This window comes from Hydrogenophaga defluvii (genome assembly GCF_042665235.1).
GTDB lineage: Bacteria > Pseudomonadota > Gammaproteobacteria > Burkholderiales > Burkholderiaceae_C > Hydrogenophaga > Hydrogenophaga defluvii_A.
The window spans coordinates 177,873-194,077 of record NZ_JBHTBZ010000068.1; the positions used below are offsets into that span (position 1 = coordinate 177,873).

16 protein-coding genes are annotated in these 16,205 nt (G+C 66.8%); 8 read left to right on the forward strand and 8 right to left on the reverse strand.

Annotation, left to right across the window (positions count from 1 at the left end; all coding sequences use genetic code 11):
• Nucleotides 1–58 precede the first annotated feature (58 nt).
• The 6 genes from ACFQU0_RS19240 to ACFQU0_RS19265 are packed head-to-tail and all read left to right on the forward strand — an operon-like array spanning nucleotide 59 to nucleotide 9,073.
• Nucleotides 59–232, forward strand: coding sequence for a rubredoxin (locus ACFQU0_RS19240; RefSeq protein WP_382203441.1), 174 nt, complete (start codon nucleotides 59–61; stop codon nucleotides 230–232).
• 57 nt (nucleotides 233–289) lie between these two features.
• Entirely contained in the window at nucleotides 290–700 is a 411-nt protein-coding gene (locus ACFQU0_RS19245) for a response regulator (RefSeq protein WP_382203443.1), read from the forward strand.
• The gene (locus ACFQU0_RS19250; RefSeq protein WP_382203445.1) at nucleotides 700–1,083 is read left to right on the forward strand and encodes a response regulator; all 384 of its coding nucleotides are present in this window, start codon (nucleotides 700–702) and stop codon (nucleotides 1,081–1,083) included. The genes ACFQU0_RS19245 and ACFQU0_RS19250 overlap by 1 nt, the downstream gene beginning before the upstream one ends.
• Before the next feature lie 18 nt (nucleotides 1,084–1,101).
• The gene (locus tag ACFQU0_RS19255; protein WP_382203447.1) at nucleotides 1,102–1,608 is read left to right on the forward strand and encodes a chemotaxis protein CheW; all 507 of its coding nucleotides are present in this window, start codon (nucleotides 1,102–1,104) and stop codon (nucleotides 1,606–1,608) included.
• 14 nt (nucleotides 1,609–1,622) lie between these two features.
• Nucleotides 1,623–3,842 carry a methyl-accepting chemotaxis protein gene (locus ACFQU0_RS19260; RefSeq protein WP_417452236.1) on the forward strand — a complete coding sequence of 740 codons (2,220 nt, stop codon included), beginning with the start codon at nucleotides 1,623–1,625 and terminating at the stop codon, nucleotides 3,840–3,842.
• Nucleotides 3,842–9,073: a hybrid sensor histidine kinase/response regulator gene (locus tag ACFQU0_RS19265; protein WP_382203451.1), complete on the forward strand. Its 5,232-nt coding sequence runs from the start codon at nucleotides 3,842–3,844 to the stop codon at nucleotides 9,071–9,073. The genes ACFQU0_RS19260 and ACFQU0_RS19265 overlap by 1 nt, the downstream gene beginning before the upstream one ends.
• 162 nt (nucleotides 9,074–9,235) lie before the next feature.
• Here ACFQU0_RS19265 and ACFQU0_RS19270 read toward each other — a convergent pair whose 3' ends face one another.
• From ACFQU0_RS19270 to ACFQU0_RS19300, 7 genes are read right to left on the reverse strand one after another with little or no spacing between them, the layout of a single operon-like run.
• On the reverse strand, nucleotides 9,236–10,168 hold the full coding sequence (locus ACFQU0_RS19270) for a class I SAM-dependent methyltransferase (protein ID WP_382203453.1): 933 nt from the start codon (nucleotides 10,166–10,168) through the stop codon (nucleotides 9,236–9,238).
• Nucleotides 10,168–10,479, reverse strand: coding sequence for a YkgJ family cysteine cluster protein (locus ACFQU0_RS19275; protein WP_382203455.1), 312 nt, complete (start codon nucleotides 10,477–10,479; stop codon nucleotides 10,168–10,170). Before ACFQU0_RS19275 ends, ACFQU0_RS19270 begins: the two co-directional genes overlap by 1 nt.
• A 34-nt stretch (nucleotides 10,480–10,513) precedes the next feature.
• Nucleotides 10,514–10,927 (reverse strand): VOC family protein, encoded by a 414-nt coding sequence (locus ACFQU0_RS19280; RefSeq protein WP_382203457.1) that lies wholly within the window; start codon nucleotides 10,925–10,927, stop codon nucleotides 10,514–10,516.
• 37 nt (nucleotides 10,928–10,964) lie between these two features.
• Complete coding sequence (locus ACFQU0_RS19285) at nucleotides 10,965–11,519, reverse strand: hypothetical protein (RefSeq protein ID WP_382203459.1); 555 nt, start codon at nucleotides 11,517–11,519, stop codon at nucleotides 10,965–10,967.
• 34 nt (nucleotides 11,520–11,553) lie between these two features.
• The gene (locus ACFQU0_RS19290; protein ID WP_382203460.1) at nucleotides 11,554–12,024 is read right to left on the reverse strand and encodes a GNAT family N-acetyltransferase; all 471 of its coding nucleotides are present in this window, start codon (nucleotides 12,022–12,024) and stop codon (nucleotides 11,554–11,556) included.
• Nucleotides 12,021–12,977 (reverse strand): ornithine carbamoyltransferase, encoded by a 957-nt coding sequence (argF, locus tag ACFQU0_RS19295; RefSeq protein ID WP_382203462.1) that lies wholly within the window; start codon nucleotides 12,975–12,977, stop codon nucleotides 12,021–12,023. The genes ACFQU0_RS19290 and argF overlap by 4 nt, the downstream gene beginning before the upstream one ends.
• Complete coding sequence (locus tag ACFQU0_RS19300) at nucleotides 12,974–14,179, reverse strand: aspartate aminotransferase family protein (RefSeq protein WP_382203464.1); 1,206 nt, start codon at nucleotides 14,177–14,179, stop codon at nucleotides 12,974–12,976. The genes argF and ACFQU0_RS19300 overlap by 4 nt, the downstream gene beginning before the upstream one ends.
• A 256-nt stretch (nucleotides 14,180–14,435) precedes the next feature.
• On the opposite strand from ACFQU0_RS19300, the gene ACFQU0_RS19305 reads away from it, so the two are divergent.
• Nucleotides 14,436–14,753 (forward strand): DUF3579 domain-containing protein, encoded by a 318-nt coding sequence (locus tag ACFQU0_RS19305; protein ID WP_382203466.1) that lies wholly within the window; start codon nucleotides 14,436–14,438, stop codon nucleotides 14,751–14,753.
• Nucleotides 14,754–14,889: 136 nt separating this feature from the next.
• Here ACFQU0_RS19305 and rpsT read toward each other — a convergent pair whose 3' ends face one another.
• Complete coding sequence (gene rpsT, locus ACFQU0_RS19310; protein ID WP_382203468.1) at nucleotides 14,890–15,192, reverse strand: 30S ribosomal protein S20; 303 nt, start codon at nucleotides 15,190–15,192, stop codon at nucleotides 14,890–14,892.
• Nucleotides 15,193–15,286: 94 nt separating this feature from the next.
• Here rpsT and ypfJ point away from each other — a divergent pair, with 94 nt between their 5' ends.
• Complete coding sequence (gene ypfJ / locus ACFQU0_RS19315) at nucleotides 15,287–16,177, forward strand: KPN_02809 family neutral zinc metallopeptidase (protein ID WP_382203470.1); 891 nt, start codon at nucleotides 15,287–15,289, stop codon at nucleotides 16,175–16,177.
• Nucleotides 16,178–16,205: the final 28 nt, after the last annotated feature.

Genomic DNA, 16,205 nt, shown 5'->3' on the forward strand with positions numbered 1-16,205 from the left:
CGCTGCCTGGGGGCTGGCTACAATGAAACCATTCTAAGACAATGATTTTTCCTGCATCATGACCGAACCCCAGACTTGGATGTGCCTGATTTGTGGCTGGATTTACGACGAGGCCGCAGGCGCGCCCGACCATGGCATCGCTGCCGGCACCAAGTGGGCCGACGTGCCCATGAACTGGACCTGCCCGGAATGCGGCGCCCGCAAGGAAGATTTCGAGATGGTGGCGATCTGATGCCCACCCCCGCGCCCGACGCCGTCTGAGCGAATTCAAGACCGGAAGCAGTTGTTCATGACCGACATCACTTCTTCTGGACTCAAGGTGCTGGTGGTCGATGACAGCCAGACCATCCGGCGCAGCGCGGAGATGTTTCTCAAGCAGGGCGGCCACCGTGTGGTGCTGGCCGAGGACGGCTTCGATGCCTTGTCCAAGATCAACGACTTCCAGCCCGACCTTGTTTTCTGCGACATCCTGATGCCGCGCCTGGACGGCTACCAGACCTGCGCCATCATCAAACGCAACGGGCGGTTTGCACGCATTCCCGTGGTCATGTTGTCCTCGCGCGATGGCGTGTTCGACAAGGCGCGTGGGCGCATGGTGGGGGCCGAAGAGCACCTCACCAAACCCTTTACCCGAGACCAGTTGCTGCAGGCAGTGGCCGCACACGCGGCCTTGGCCACACAAGAGACAGGAGCCCATTGATGGCGGTCCATGACATCCTGGTGGTGGACGATTCCCGAACCGAGCTGATGTACCTGCGCGACCTGTTGGCGCGCCACGGTTTTTCCGTGCGCACCGCCGAGAGCGCCGACGAGGCCTACCGCCAGATGGGCGAGGCTTTGCCCGATCTGATCCTGCTGGACGTGGTCATGCCCGGGCAGAACGGTTTCCAGCTGACCCGCCACCTGAGCCGCCACCCGCAGTACGGCAAGGTGCCCGTGTTCCTGTGCACCAGCAAGAGCCAGGAGACCGACCGCGTCTGGGGCCTGCGCCAGGGCGCGCGCGACTACATCACCAAACCGGTCAACGCCGATCTGCTGCTGGCCAAGATCGCCGCGGTCGATCAATCGGGGGCCAGCCTCTGATGCTGTGACAGCGCACCCATGACGACCCAGGAGACACCCCCAACCCCACCCGCCGGCCGCACCGCCGCCCACTGGCTGGGTGTGGCCTGTGGTGGCCACCGTTTCTTGGTGCCGTTGGCGCAGTCGGGTGAAATTGCCGGGCCCTCCGCCGTGCAGCCGTTGCCCCATGCCAAGGCCTGGGTGCGGGGCGTCACCACCCTGCGTGGCGAGCTGTACACCGTGGTCGATCTTCTGGCGTGGCTGGGTTGGCCGGCGCTGGCGGACGACACACCCGGCCAGGCCCGTTTTGTGAGTGGCAGCGGTCTGCTGGGTATCAACGTGTTGTGGCCGGTGGATCAGCTGCTGGGCTTGCGCAGCGCCGACAGCTTTCGCCCCGCGCCCGAGCCCGTGCCCTCGCCCGTTGTGCGCCAGGTGCTGGCCGACGCGCAGGACAACGTCTGGTACGACCTGGACCTGCTGGCCTTGTGCGAGCGGGCCGATTTTCTTGACATCCACCAGCGCCCGGCCAGCACCGGGAGCCCCTGAGCACCATGGCGTTGATGAGCACATTGCGAGGCCTCTTCGGCCGCCGGGACCCGCTGGACGACGTTCCGCTGAACGCGCCCAGCGCGTCGGAAATCATGGACCCCGCGTCGGGTCTGAGCTCGTCCACCTTCGGCTCCGATTCCATCCTCTCGGTGCCCGCTCACGGCGCGCAGGGCGCAGGCCCGGCCACCCGCCCGGCGGCGCTGGAGCAGGCAATGGACGACCGCGTGGCCCTGCCTTTGTTGGGCAGCCGCAGCGCTGACAGCCACCAACGCTTGCTGGTGGGCGGCTTGACCACCCTGCTCGTGTTGACCGGCGTGTTGGTGGCCTACCAGTGGTACCGCAACACATCGGCGGCGCCTGGGCCGGCCGCGCCAGCCCAGGCCGCTTTGCTGGGGGCGCAGCAAGTGGTGCGGCTGAGCACAGCGGCGGTGTCGGGTGAGCGGGCGGCTTTTGATGCCTTGAAACAAGCCGATCAGGGCTTGCGGCGCGACCTGCAGATGCTGGCCGAGGTGGACAGCAGCCTGGCCGCATCCGCCCAAGCCCTGGAGGGCACGGTGGGTGTGGTGCTGGCTCAGCAAAACGCCTTGTTGCGTCTGCCCGATCAACTGGCCCAGGTGCGCCAGCTCAGCGCGGCGCAGGTGGACGTGGCAGATGGCCTGCTGGCCCAGCTGCTCCAGAACGGCGCGTCCACCAACGACGTGGCTGCCGCTGCCCAGCTCGCCCGCCTGCTGCACCGCGTGCGGCTGGCGGCGGTCACCTTTGCCACACCCGCTGGGGCTTCTGCGCCTGCGCTGGTGGCCTTGGGGCAAGACGTGAACGACATGCTGGAGCGCATCGAGGTGCTCGCTGCCAGCGCGCGCCGCAGTCCGCCGCGCGACCTGCGCCAGCGCGACTTGCTGGAGCAGTTGCAGCGCAACCACCCGGCGTTGCTGAACGCCACCAACGCCTTGCTGACGACCTTGCAGGACGTGGGACCACCGCGTGAGGCGCAGCGCCAGTTGCAGCGCGACGTTGAGCCCCTGTTGCAGCGCCTGCAGGGGTTGTCCGGGCGCGGCGCCGACAGCGACACAGGTGCGGGTGTGGCCTTGTTTGCGGCGGCGGCCACGGCGGTGCTGGCCTTGTTGTGCATCTGGGGCCTGGTGCAACTGCAGTTGCGCACCAGCCAGCGCCGCCAGGGCGCGGCTGAAAAGCTGCAAAGCCTGGCCACCGCGCAGGAGCGCGATGCACGGCGCATCAACGACGCCACCCAGGCCGCCATCCTGCGCTTGATGAACGAGCTGCAGGACGTGGCCGACGGCGACCTGACCAAACAGGCCACGGTGAGCGAAGACATCACCGGCGCCATCGCCGACTCCATCAACTACACGGTGGAGGAGCTGCGCAACCTGGTGGGCCAGGTGCAGACCAGTGCCGAGCGTGTGGCCCAGACCACCGCCACGGTGGAGAACACCTCCATCGAACTGCTGGCCACCTCCACCGAGCAGTTGCGCGAGATCCGTGAAACCGGCCAGTCGGTGCTGGATATGGCGCAGCGCATCCAGCAGGTGTCGGTGCAGGCACAAACCTCGTCCGACGTGGCGCGCCAATCGGCCCAGGCGGCTGAGTCGGGCCTGCAGGCAGTGCAGGCCAGCATGGGCGGCATGAACCACATCCGCGACCAGATCCAGGACACCGCCAAACGCATCAAGCGCCTGGGCGAGTCGTCGCAGGAAATTGGCGAGATCACCGAGCTGATCTCCAGCATCACCGAACAGACCAATGTGTTGGCCCTGAACGCCGCCATCCAGGCCGCTTCCGCCGGCGAGGCCGGCCGGGGCTTCTCGGTGGTGGCGGAAGAGGTGCAGCGCCTGGCCGAACGCTCGGCCAACGCCACCCGCCAGATCGCCGACCTGGTGAAAGCCATCCAGACCGATACGCAAGACGCCGTGTTGGCCATGGAGTCGTCCACCCAAGGGGTGGTCGAGGGTGCGCGTCTGTCGGACAACGCCGGCGCGGCCCTGGCCGAGATCGACCGCTACTCGCGCCAGGTGGCCGAGCTGGTGGGCCAGATCGCGCTCTCCACCTCTCGCGAGGCCGAGCTGGCCAGCGGCACGGCCGAGAACATTCAGCACATCTTTGCCGTGACCGAGCAGACCGGCGAGGGCACCAAGTCCACCGTGCAGCAGGTGCGTGAGCTCACCCGGATTGCAGATGAATTGCGCCAGTCGGTGTCGCGCTTCCGGATTGCCTGATGGACAGCCCCCACGCTCCACCGCTGCGCGGGTCGTTGCCCCCCGAGGGGGCTGATCCGTCTTGGGGCGGCCCGGCGACGGATCGTTCGGAGGCGGACGACCTCAGCCCTCTGGCCTGGGTGCACGAAGAGGTGTTGCGCAGCCTGACCGATGCGGTCGCGGCGCTGCAGCGCTTTGCGCAAGCCCACCAACTGGCGCGCCAGACCGATTTGTCCAGCGTGGACGACGCCGACCTGCGCATGGCCCGCCAGCAATTGCACCAGGCCGTGGGCGCGCTGGAGATGGTGGGCATGGTCGCCGCCGCCCAGGTGCTGCGCGCGCTGGAGGCTGCGGTGCAGCGCTTTGTGCAAAAGCCCGATGCCTGTGACGACGCGGCGCTGGTGACGCTGGCGCGTGTGAGCGCCGCCCTGAGCGACTACCTGCAGCGGCGCGTGCGTCAGCGTCAGGTGTCCGACCTGCACCTGTTCCCGGCCTACCGCGACGCGCAAACCCTGGCCGGCGCCGACCGCATCCACCCGGCCGACCTGTGGGCTTTCGAGCACCATGGTGTGTTGCTGGCCGGCAGCCTGCCACCCGATGGGGCGGCCCCTGCCTACGGCGCCACCTTGCGCGCCCAGCTGGACCGCCATATCCTGCCCGTGGTCAAGTCGCTCGACACCACGGCCGCAGGCGCATTGGCTGGCTTGTGCAACGCGCTCTCTGCCGCCGTGCCCCCAGGGCAGAGCGATGTGCCCGACACCGTGGCCACGTTCTGGCGCGTCGCGGCCGGCTATTTTGACGCCGTGGCCCAGAGCGGCTTGCCGCCCGACGTTCACACCAAACGCGCGGCCTCGCGCGTGTTGCTCCAATACGCCGCGTTGGCTCAGGGCCGTTGTGACCTCTCCGACCAGCTGGTGCACGACCTGTTGTTTTTGTGCGCCCAGGCCCAGCCGACCGACCCCGCGCAAGCCCCACATTGGCAGGCTGTGCGGTCTGCCTTTGGCCTGACCGACCACACGCCGGTGGACGTGGAGCAAGCCCGCCTGGGGCAACTCGATCCCGAGCTGCTGGCCGAAGCGCAAGCGGTGCTCAAACGCTGCAGCGAGCGCTGGGCCCAGGCCAGCGACGACGGGCCCTTGGCCGCGACCGCCTGGGCCGACCTGCCCGAGGCCATGCGGGCCTTGAACCACAGCGTCAGCCGCGTGTGCCCACCTGCCGCGCCCTTGGCGCAGGCCTTTGCCGACGCCATGGACCACCTCGGCGGGCAAGCCGACCGGCTGGGCCCGCAACTGGCGCTTGAGGTCGCCACCGGTCTGCTGTTTCTCGATGCGACGTTGCAGGACTTCGACCCGCTGGACGACCGCCTGGGCGAGCGTGCCGCCCAGCTGGCGCGGCGCGTGACGGCGGCGGCCATGGGCGAGGCCTTGCCCGACCTCGCGCCCTGGATGGAGCAGCTCTACCGCCAATGGAGCGAGCGCCAGACCCTGGGCAGCGTCGTGGAGGAGGTGCGCCGCACCCTGACCGAGGCGGAAGCCCAGCTCGACCGTCTGGCGCGCGACCCCACTCAACGCCAAGGTCTCGATGCCTTGCCCGTGCGTTTCGCGCAAATGCAGGGCGTGTTGTCGGTGCTGGGCCTGCAGGATGCCGCGCGCACCGCGCAGGCCATGGAGGCCACCGCCAGTGACCTGCTGGCCGGGCGTGCCGATCTGGGTTCGCCCGCTTGGCGCAGCCTGGTGCACAACCTGGGCGCCTTGGGTTTTTTGGTTGACGTGCTGGGCTTGCACGCGGCATCGGCCCAGCGGGGCTTTCGTTTTGATGCCGAGGCGGGCGAACTGCGCCCGCTGGTGGCAGTGGGTGGCCGTGCGTCGGCGGCGGTGGCCGAAACCGCCCCGGTTGTGGTTGAGCCATTGGCGGTTGCATCAGCAGAGGCGGCGCCGGACGACGAAGAGGCCGAGCTGCTGGCCATCTTCATCGACGAAGCGCGCGAGGTGCTGGCCAGTGGCCAGCAGTCGGTGCTGACGTTGGCGCGCGAAAGCACGCAGCTGGGGGCCATGACCACCTTGCGCCGTGCCTTCCACACGCTCAAGGGCAGTGCCCGCATGGTGGGCTTGTCCGACTTTGGCGAGGCCGCCTGGGCCATGGAGCAGGTGCTCAACGCCCGTTTGGCTGAGCAGGCGCCAGCCGATGCGCCCCTGCTGGACCTGGCCCGCGAGGCGCTGGCCGCCATGGCCGAGTGGGTCGATGCCCTGGCGCAGGGCGAGGCCACGGCTTGGACCGTCGAGGCCTTTCAGCGCAGCGGCCAGGCCCTGCGCGATCAAGGGGTGTACCTGCCCCTGGCTGCGGCCGCACCTGCGCCCGAGCCCGGTCTGGTGCCGGTGCCCGAGCCAGTGCCCGAACCCGAACCCGAACCCGAACCCGAACCGGCTTTCGAAGCCTTCGACGAGCAGGTCAAGGTCATCGGCCCGCTGCGCATCGGCCTCAACCTGTTCAATGTGTACCTCAACGAGGCCGATGAATGGTCGCGTTGCCTGTGCAACGCGTTGGCCGAATGGGCCTTGGGGCCAGAGCGTTTGCCGCCCGACACCACCGTCGCCTGGGCCCACTCTTTGGCGGGCAGCTCCTTCACCGTCGGCTTTGAGCGGCTGGGTGAAGCCGCGCGCACGTTGGAGCACGCCATCGAACGCCTGCGGCAGGTGCCTGTCCCAGCGGGCCGGCGCCTGAGCGACGAAGCGCGCCAGTTGCCCGTGGCGGTGGCCGAGTCCCTGCGCCACCTGCTGCACCAGTTTGCGGCCGGTTTCCTCAAAGAGCCCGACGGCCCCACGCTGGAGCGCCTGAGCCGTTGGCCCGAAACCGGCGACTGGGTGGCCTTGCTGGTGCCTCAGCCCGCGCCTGCGCCCGCCCCGGTGTTATCACCTGAGCCCGCACCGACGGACAGCCCCTCGGCCGACATCCCTGACGCCGACCTCTTTCACGTGTTCGAAGAAGAGGCGGCCGACCTGCTGCCGCGCTTGGGCGGCGCCCTGCGCCAGTGGGTGGCCCGGCCCGACAACAGCAGCGCACGCGCCGAGGTCTTGCGCAACCTGCACACCCTCAAGGGCAGCGCGCGGCTGGCCGGGGCCATGGGCCTGGGCGACATGGCGCACCAGATGGAAAGCGCTGCCGAAGCGGTGGTGCCCGGCGCTGGCGAGGCCGATGCCTTGCGCGATTTGCAGGCGCGTTTTGATGCCTTGAGCCTGCGGCTGGACAGCTTGCGCACCGGGGCTCCCGAAGCCGATGCGAGTGCTCCTGACGCGCCGGAACCCACCACCGAGCCGGTGCCGCTCACATCGCCGGAGGCACCGGTGCCCGAGGCGGAGCCGGCCAATGCCCATGGTGTGCTGGCGCCGCGTGTGCCCACGCCGCGCGTGAGCAGTGCCGCCGCCAGCACGGTGCGCGTGCGCCCCGATCTGCTCGACCGGCTCATGAACCAGGTGGGCGACGTGATGCTCACCCGCTCGCGCATGGAAGACGAGTTGCACACGCTGCGCGCCTCGCTGCAAGACCTCACCGGCAACCTGGCCCGCTTGCGCCAGCAACTGCGCGATCTGGAGCTGCAGACCGAGTCGCAACTGCAGTCGCGCCAGGCCCACCAGTTGCAGGCCGGCCGCGCGGTCGATGCGTCTTTCGACCCGTTGGAGTTTGACCGCTACACCCGCGTGCAGGAGCTGACCCGCATCATGGCCGAGTCGGTCAACGACGTGGCCACGGTGCAGCGCAACCTGCAACGTGCGGTGGACGTGACCGAAGATGGCCTGGTGGCCCAGGGCCGCCAGAGCCGCGAGCTGCAACGCGATCTGTTGCGCACCCGCATGGTGGACTTCGACACCGTGGCCGAACGCCTGCATCGCGTGGTGCGCCAGGCCGCGCAGGAAAGCGGCAAACAGGCGCGGCTGGTGGTGAGCGGCGCACAGATTGAAATGGACCGCAGCGTGCTCGATCGCATGGTGCCGGCCTTCGAACACCTGCTGCGCAACGCCGTGGTGCACGGCATTGAAACGCCGGCACAGCGTGTGGCTGCCGGCAAGCCCGCAGAGGGGCAGATCGATGTCGCCCTGAGCCAGGAAGGCAACGACGTGGCGCTGGTGTTCTGCGACGACGGTGCCGGCCTGGATTTGCAACGGGTGCGCGACAAGGCCGTGGCCTTGGGCCGCCTACCCGAAGGTGCGCCGATGGACAACGCCATGTTGACCCAGTTGGTGTTTGAGGCGGGGCTGAGCACCGTGGCCGAAGTGTCGGAGCTGGCCGGGCGGGGCATTGGCCTGGACGTGGTGCGCAACGAGGTCTTGTCGCTGGGCGGCCGCATCGAGGTGGCCACCGAGGCCGGGCGCGGCGCGCGCTTCACCCTCGTGTTGCCGCTGACCACCGCCGTCACCCAGGTGTTGCTCTTGCGCGCGGGCGATTTCACCTTTGGTGTGCCCGCTGCCTTGGTGGAGCAGGTGCATCGCGTGGATGCCGCCATCGTGCGCGCATCGGGTCCGGTGGGTGAGCTCGCGCCACAAGGCACCGCCTTGCCGTTGTACTGGGCCGGTGCCTTGCTGGAGCAGTCGGTGGGCAGCCGCGAGTCGGGCAAGCTCGCGCCGGTGTTGCAGCTGCGCAGCGCCACCCAGCGTGTGCTGTTGCACGTGGACGAGGTGCTGGGCAACCAGGAGGTGGTGGTCAAACACCTGGGGCCTCAGCTGTCGCGTCTTCCCGGCGTGGCCGGCATGACGGTGTTGGCCTCAGGCGCGGTGGCGCTGATTTACAACCCCGTGGCGCTGGCCGCCGTCTACGGCGCCAGCACGCAGGCGTGGCTGCGCCAGGCCGGCGAACGCGCGGCCCGCCAGCCGGCGCCCACGACACCCCTGGTGCTGGTGGTGGACGATTCCATCACCGTGCGCCGCGTCACCCAGCGCCTGCTGCAGCGCGAGGGTTACCGCGTGGCGCTGGCCATCGATGGCGCACAGGCACTGGAACGATTGCGCGAAGAACTTCCGGTGGTGGTGCTCAGCGACATTGAAATGCCCGGCATGGACGGCTTTGAACTGGTGCAGCAGATGCGCGCAGATCCCGAGCTCAAGCGCCTGCCGGTGATCATGATCACCTCGCGCATCGCCGACAAACACCGCGAGCATGCTCGACAGCTGGGGGTGGACCACTACCTGGGCAAGCCGTACGCCGAGGACACCTTGTTGGCCCTGGTGGCTGGGTATTCGCGCCTGGGTGTGCCGCACTGAAATGGCAGCAGCAATCGTCTGCGGCACCGACCCTGGCACCTCATACCCCAGCGCTCACTGCCTTTCAAGGTGTGGAAGCCCTGTTGGTCGCCAGCGACCAGGCCCTGTACAAGGCCAAACACCAGGGGCGTAACTGGGTGGTGCTCGCTTGAAGTTGCGCCTTCAGCCCGCTGTGGGTGTGGCCAGGGGCGGCTCGCGGTAGATCAACACCTTGAGGGCACGCTCGGGGTCGGTGTCGGCGAACGCCGCCGGGTTGGGCAGGCGTTGTTCGAAGGTCAGCCCGGGCGCGTGGTCACGCACCAGACCATGCAAAAAATCGCTGCCCAGTTCGGGCGCGTTCAAACACAACATGGCGCGGCCGTCGGGGGCCAGCAGATCGGGCAGGCGACGCAGCAGGCGAGCGTAGTCCTTGGTCGCCACGAAGCTGCCCTTCTGGTAGCTGGGCGGGTCTACCACCACGATGTCGTAGGGGCCGCCGCGCGTGAGCTTGCCCCAGCTTTTGAAGATGTCATGGGGCAGAAAACGGGCACGGCCGGTCAGGCCGTTGAGCGCGTGGTTCTGTTGCCCGGTGGCCAGCGCGCCCGAGGCCATGTCCACATTGAGCACGCTGCGCGCGCCGCCTTGCAGCGCCGCCACCGAAAACGCGCAGGTGTAGGCGAACAGGTTGAGCACTTTGGCGCCCTGCGCATGCCCGCGCAGCCAGCGCCGGCCCTCGGCCATGTCCAGAAAGAGCCCGTGGTTCTGGCCGCGCAGCAGGTGCACCCGGTAGCGCACGCCGGCTTCGCTCACCTCATGCGGTTCGGGCACGGCGCCACACAGCAGCCGGGTTTCGCTGTGGTTGGGCTGGCGCAACTGCAGCACCAGATTCAGCGGCTCGCCCGGCGCAATGGCCTGCCAGCGCGCGGCCAGTGCCGCCTGCAGCGTCGCAAGGGTTGGCTCGTCGGTGTCGCCAAAACAGGTGAGCAGCCAGACTGGCGGGTAGGCGTCCAGTGTCCAGCGTTCGCAGCCGGGATGTTGGCCGCCCCGGCCGTGGAACACGCGCTGGGCATCGGTGGGGCGCGTCAACTGCGCCATGGTGTCGAGCAGGGCTTGCATCAGCGTGTGGGCAGGGGAGGCAGTCCGTGGCGGCGGCGCGCCTGTTCGCAGGCGGCACTGCCTTCTTCAAACTCGCGACAGGGGTTGGGCCGCCACTCGTAGATGCCGCAACCCACCTTTTCGCCGATACGGCCCGAGAGCGCCGCGCAGCGCGGGCGAGCGTGGTCGGTGCCACGCATGCGCCGCAGGCTGTCGGTCACGGGCACACACAGGCCGGTCGGCACGTTGCCGCCTTCTTCTTCGGATTCGTACACCGAAAAATCGACGCGGAAGCTGGCGCAGCAGGCGCCGCAGGATTGGCAGGTGTTCAAGGCAAGGTTGGTGTGAAAAGAAAGGGTGGGCGTCTCATAGCTGCGGATGGTGACACACGGCTTCGATGTTGTTGCCATCTGGATCGATGACAAAAGCGCCGTAGTAGTCGGGGTGGTAGTGTGCGCGCAGGCCGGGAGGGCCGTTGTCTCGGCCGCCTGCGATCAGCGCGGCGCGGTGAAAAGCATCCACCGCCTCACGGGTCGAAGCCGTCCAGCAGAGGTGGCAACCGGTGCTGACCGGATGGCCTTGGTGTGGAGAAGGTCCGTCCACGAACCAGGTGTCCGTTTTGGTTTGCCCCGTCAGTGGATCGTCGTATCCCAGACCCAGCACGTTGCCTCCGTGGTGGCCTTCGTACGTCACCCGGTAGCCGAGTGGTGCGAGGGTGGCTGTGTAAAAAGCCTTGGTGCGTGCGATGTCGGCAACGCGGAATGTCATGTGGTCGATCATGGTGTCTCCCTGGTTGTTGGCGTGAGCTTCCAAGATATTACGGTGCTGTTTCAGCCAAGCTTTTGATGCGACCCAGCAGCCTGCGGCGGATCAGACCACTCACTGGGCGAATCAAATACCAGTAGGGTGCAAATCGGCGTCGACTGGTTTCGTCTGGGCACAACACCCGCGTTCGGGTCAGCAGCAAACAAGCCCCCTCTGCTGGCTCCAGCCGGACATCCAGAACGAGTTTGGGAACGGTCTGAAGCTGCGAGAAGGCGTCCGCATCTGCGAACTTCACGAGCCCGTAGTCCATGCGCCAGAACTGGCCTGCCAGCCCAAAGACGACTTCCCGCCCTGGCGTGTGACCCAAGCGGGTGAAGCTGTCGTAACCAAATGGTCGGACAGGCAGTTGTTGCCCACCCCAACCCAGTTGCTGGAGCCATCGGCCCGGCAGTTCCCGCAGCGCGATGGCGGACTCGATCACCGGGTCTGGGGCTCTGAGCGCTGGCTCGATGGCGTCAAAAAGCCTGTGTGCTTCGACTCCCTTGACCCACACCCCATGCTGCTCCTGGAACTGCCACTGGGGCAGGTGCCGGTCGATCAGTTGCATGGACGCATTCCAGCCAAACCGTTGCTCGAGGGGCTCACGAAGGCATCTCGTGAACGTAGACGATGGCACCCTGGTGGGTCGCCACCTGATCGTACAAGCGGCGAGCGGTGACGTTGTGGTCGAAGGTTGTCCAGTAGACCCGGGAGCAGCCCTTGGCACGTGCCTCGTCATAGACCCGCTGGATCAAGTGACGGCCAACACCTTGACCGCGAACCGCCTCAGACGTGAACAGATCTTGGAGGTAGCACACGTCATTGAGCCTGCTGGTGCTGGGGTGGTAGACGATGTGTACCAGGCCAACCAGTTGTTGACCCAGGACGGCTACGAAGGCCTTGACCGGATCGGACTCGACAAAAAAACGGTGCCAGGTTTGTTCCGTGATGACCTCGTCTAGTGCAGTCGCGCCTTGCCGACCGTAGAACGCGTTGTAGCCATCCCAAAGTGTTTGCCATTGGTCGCGGTCGTCTGGCTCTATGGGGCGAACGCGCAGCGCGGCTGTGCTCAAGCCAGCCGCCCCAGCAGCAGGTACTCCATCAACGCTTTCTGCGCGTGCATGCGGTTCTCGGCCTCGTCCCAGACCACGCTTTGTGGGCCGTCGATGACTTCGGCTGCCACCTCTTCGCCCCGATGAGCGGGCAGGCAATGCATGAAGAGGGCGTCGGGCTGGGCCACGGCCATCATGGCCTCGTCCACGCACCACTGCGCAAACGCCGCACGGCGCACTTCGTTCTCCGCTTCAAAGCCCATGCTGGTCCAGACGTCGGTGGTCACCAGGTCGGCGCCACGGCAGGCCTCGCGCGGGTCGGCGAAGACTTTGTAGCAGGCTGGGTTGCTGATGCCGGCCAGCGCGGCGTTGACCTCGTAGCCGCTGGGCGTGCTCACATGCACGGTGAAGCCCAGCAGCTCGGCCGCCTGCAGCCAGGTGTTGGCCATGTTGTTGCCGTCGCCCACCCAGGCCACCACCTTGCCCTTGATCGCGTCCAGGGGGTTGCCGCTGGTGGCGGGCCGGTGTTCGACCAGGGTGAACAGGTCGGCAAGGATCTGGCAGGGGTGGAACTCGTTGGTCAGGCCGTTGATGACCGGCACGCGCGAATGGGCCGCGAAGCGCTCGATCTTGGTCTGCTCGAAGGTGCGGATCATCACGATGTCGACCATGCGGCTGATGACCTTGGCACTGTCCTCAATCGGCTCGGCGCGGCCCAGCTGGCTGTCGCCGGTGGTCAGGTGGACCACGCTGCCACCGAGCTGGTACATGCCGGCCTCGAAACTGACGCGGGTGCGCGTGCTGGCCTTCTCGAAAATCATGGCCAGGGTGCGGTCGGGGTCGGCGAAGGGGTGGTGCTTCTCGAAGGCCTTGAACTTGGCCTTGATGAAGGCCGCGCGCTGCAGCAGGTAGGCGTACTCGTCGGCCGTGAAGTCCTTGAACTGCAGGTAGTGCTTGATGGGGGTGGCGGTCATGCTTGCGCCTCGCTCAGGAACTGTTTGATCTGCGGCACCAGGATGGCCACGATTTCGTCGGCCTCGGCAGCGCTCAGGATGAGCGGCGGCACCAGGCGGATCACGCTGTCGGCGGTGACCGAGAGCAGCAGGCCGGCGTCGGCGCAGCGCTGCAGCAACACGCCGCAGGGGCGGTCGAGTTCGATGCCCAGCATCAGGCCCTGGCCGCGCACTTCTTTCACGCCCTTGACGTTCATGAGCTGCGTCACCAGCGCGGTCTGCAGGTGGGTACCCACCTTGGCCGCATGGGCCAGCAGGCCGTCTTCTTCCATGATGCGCAGGGTTTCGATGCCGGCGCGCATGGCCAGCGGGTTGCCGCCGAAGGTGGTGCCGTGGTTGCCGGGCTGGAAGATGTTGGCGGCTTTTGCGCTGGTCACCACCGCGCCCACGGGCACGCCCGAGCCCAGGCCCTTGGCCAGGGGCATCACGTCGGGCTGGATGCCGGCCCACTGGTGGGCAAACCATTTGCCGGTGCGGCCAATCCCACACTGCACCTCGTCGATCATCAGCAGCCAGTCGCGGTCATCGCACAACACGCGCAGCTCGCGCATGAAGTCCACCGTCATGGGGTGGATGCCACCTTCACCCTGGATGGCCTCGAAAAACACCGCAGTGATGTTCTTGTTGCCTTCCGTGGCCTTGCGCAGCGCTTCGATGTTGTTGCGAGGCACGCGGACGAAACCTTCCACCAGCGGGCCGAAGCCGGCGTGGATTTTGGGGTTGGCGGTGGCGCTCAGCGTGGCAATGCTGCGGCCGTGGAAGGCGCCTTCGAACACCACCACCTCGGGGCGGGTGATGCCCTTGTCGTGGCCAAACTTGCGCGCCAGCTTGAGCGCGGCCTCGTTGGCTTCCAGGCCAGTCGAGCAGAAGAACACGTTGGCCATGCCCGTCAGCGCCACCAGCTTGGCCGCCAGCAACTCCTGGCCGGGCACGTGGTAGTAGTTGCTGCAGTGGATCATCTGACCGACCTGCTCTTGCAGCGCCTTCACCAGCTTGGGATGGGCGTGGCCCAGGGTGTTGACGGCGATGCCGCCCAGGCCGTCCAGGTAGGCTTTGCCATTCACGTCCCAGACTCGGCAGCCCTTGCCATGCGACATCGCGATCGGGAGTCGACCGTAGGTGTTCATGACGTGGGGCGAGGCGGCTTCGATGTGAGCGGTCATCCGAAAATCTCCGTGGTGGCGTGGCCTGAAAAAACAGTCGGCCCAACGTGGGTGGGCCGTTGAAAGCCGATTTTAGGCCCAGAGTTTGCTTGTGTTCTGTGACGATTCGGCATGGCTGTGATGCCTTCAGTGAGGGCCGCCCAGCCGACAGTTGCCATCCTCAAGTCTTATATAAGATAGAATACTTGCTGCACCGCAACACCCGGCGATCCCGGTACGCTTGCACCTTCTCCATTTTTCTCCAGGGCCGTCACCCATGGTCGCTCCTTCCGCCAAAGAAGTCTTCATTCAGGGGGTCACCCTCAGTGGCAAGACCTTTCGGCCCAGTGACTGGGCCGAGCGGCTGGCGGGTGTCATGAGTTCCTTCCGCCCCGGCGGTGCCCACCCCGGCAGCCACCTCAGCTACTCGCCCTGGTGCATTCCCACCACGTTGGGCGGCGTGAAGTGTGTGGTGGTCCACCGCGATCTGCGCGACGCCGAACCCATGGCCTGGGACTTCTGCATGAACTTCGCGCGCGACAACGAGTTGCAGGTGGTCGAGGCTTGCCTGATGCCGGACGAGCGGCCCCGCTGACCGACCCTTTTTGCATCGGCAGGCAACAAAAAACCGCCCGAAGGCGGTTTTTGCTTTTTCTTTGCTGGCAGCGCACCCGATTCAAACGGCGGGCGGGTTCATCAGAGCCCGGCCCGGGCGGTTGACCTGAGGCAGGTCAGGCGGCTGCGGTGGCCAGGGTCTTGACCTTGGCCGACAGACGGCTCTTGTCGCGAGCGGCCTTGTTCTTGTGGAAGATGCCCTTGTCGGCCACGATGTCCACGACTTGCTGCATCTTGGCAAACAGTTCGGTGGCCTTGGTTTTGTCGCCAGCCAGAACAGCCTTTTCGACGTTCTTGACAGCGGTGCGGTATTTGGAGCGCAGCGAGGTGTTCGCGGCGTTCAGTTTGACGTCCTGGCGGGCGCGTTTGCGGCCAGAGGCCAGGCGGGGGTTTTTCTTTTTGGGTTTGGCGGTTGCCATATGAGTGTCCTTAAGGGTTTGTGGATGTTGCCAGCAAAGCCCTACATTATAGCCTTGGGCCAGAAAACGGCCAAACAACGAGAGGGAGCATCACATGAAGTGGGAAAACAACCGCCAGTCCGACCAGGTCGAAGACCGCCGCAACAACCCCGGTGGCGGTGTGCCCGGCGGGCGGCGCCTGGGCGGCCGGGGCGTGGGCCTGGGCACCGTTGTGATCGCGCTGGTGGCCGGCTGGGCGCTCGGCATCAACCCCCTGACTGTGTTGAGTGTGCTCAGCGGTGGCGACTTGGCGCCTTCCGCCCAGGTGGAAAGCGCCCCCGCTGGCCCTGCCAGCGCGCCCTCGGACGAGATGGGCCGCTTTGTCGCTTCGGTGCTGGGCGGCACCGAGGACGTGTGGGGCCAGATCTTTCAGGCCGGTGGGGCGCAATACGCCAAACCTCGGCTTGTGCTGTTCCGTGGCAGCACACCCACGGCATGTGGCACCGGTCAGGCAGCCATGGGGCCGTTTTACTGCCCAGGTGACCAAAAGGTCTACATCGACCTGAGCTTTTACGACACCTTGAAGCGCCAGTTGGGGGCGCCTGGCGATTTTGCCCAGGCCTATGTGATCGCCCACGAAGTGGGCCACCACGTGCAGAACCTCATGGGCATCACCGGCAAGATGGACCAGATGCGCGGGCGCGTGAGCGAGCGCGAATACAACCAGATGAGCGTGCGGGTGGAATTGCAGGCCGACTGTTTTGCCGGCATCTGGGCCCACCACAACCAGAAGAGCGGCGCCATTCTGGAGCCTGGCGATGTGGAAGAGGCGCTCAACGCGGCCGCTGCCATCGGCGACGACGCATTGCAGCGCAAGTCGCAAGGGCAGGTGGTGCCCGACAGCTTCACCCACGGCACCAGCGAACAACGCCAGCGCTGGTTTCACACCGGCCTCAAGACCGGCAACGTGCAGGCCTGCGACACCTTTGCCAGCCGCACGCTGTGACGCGGGCTTTGCGGCATTTCGGCCTTCT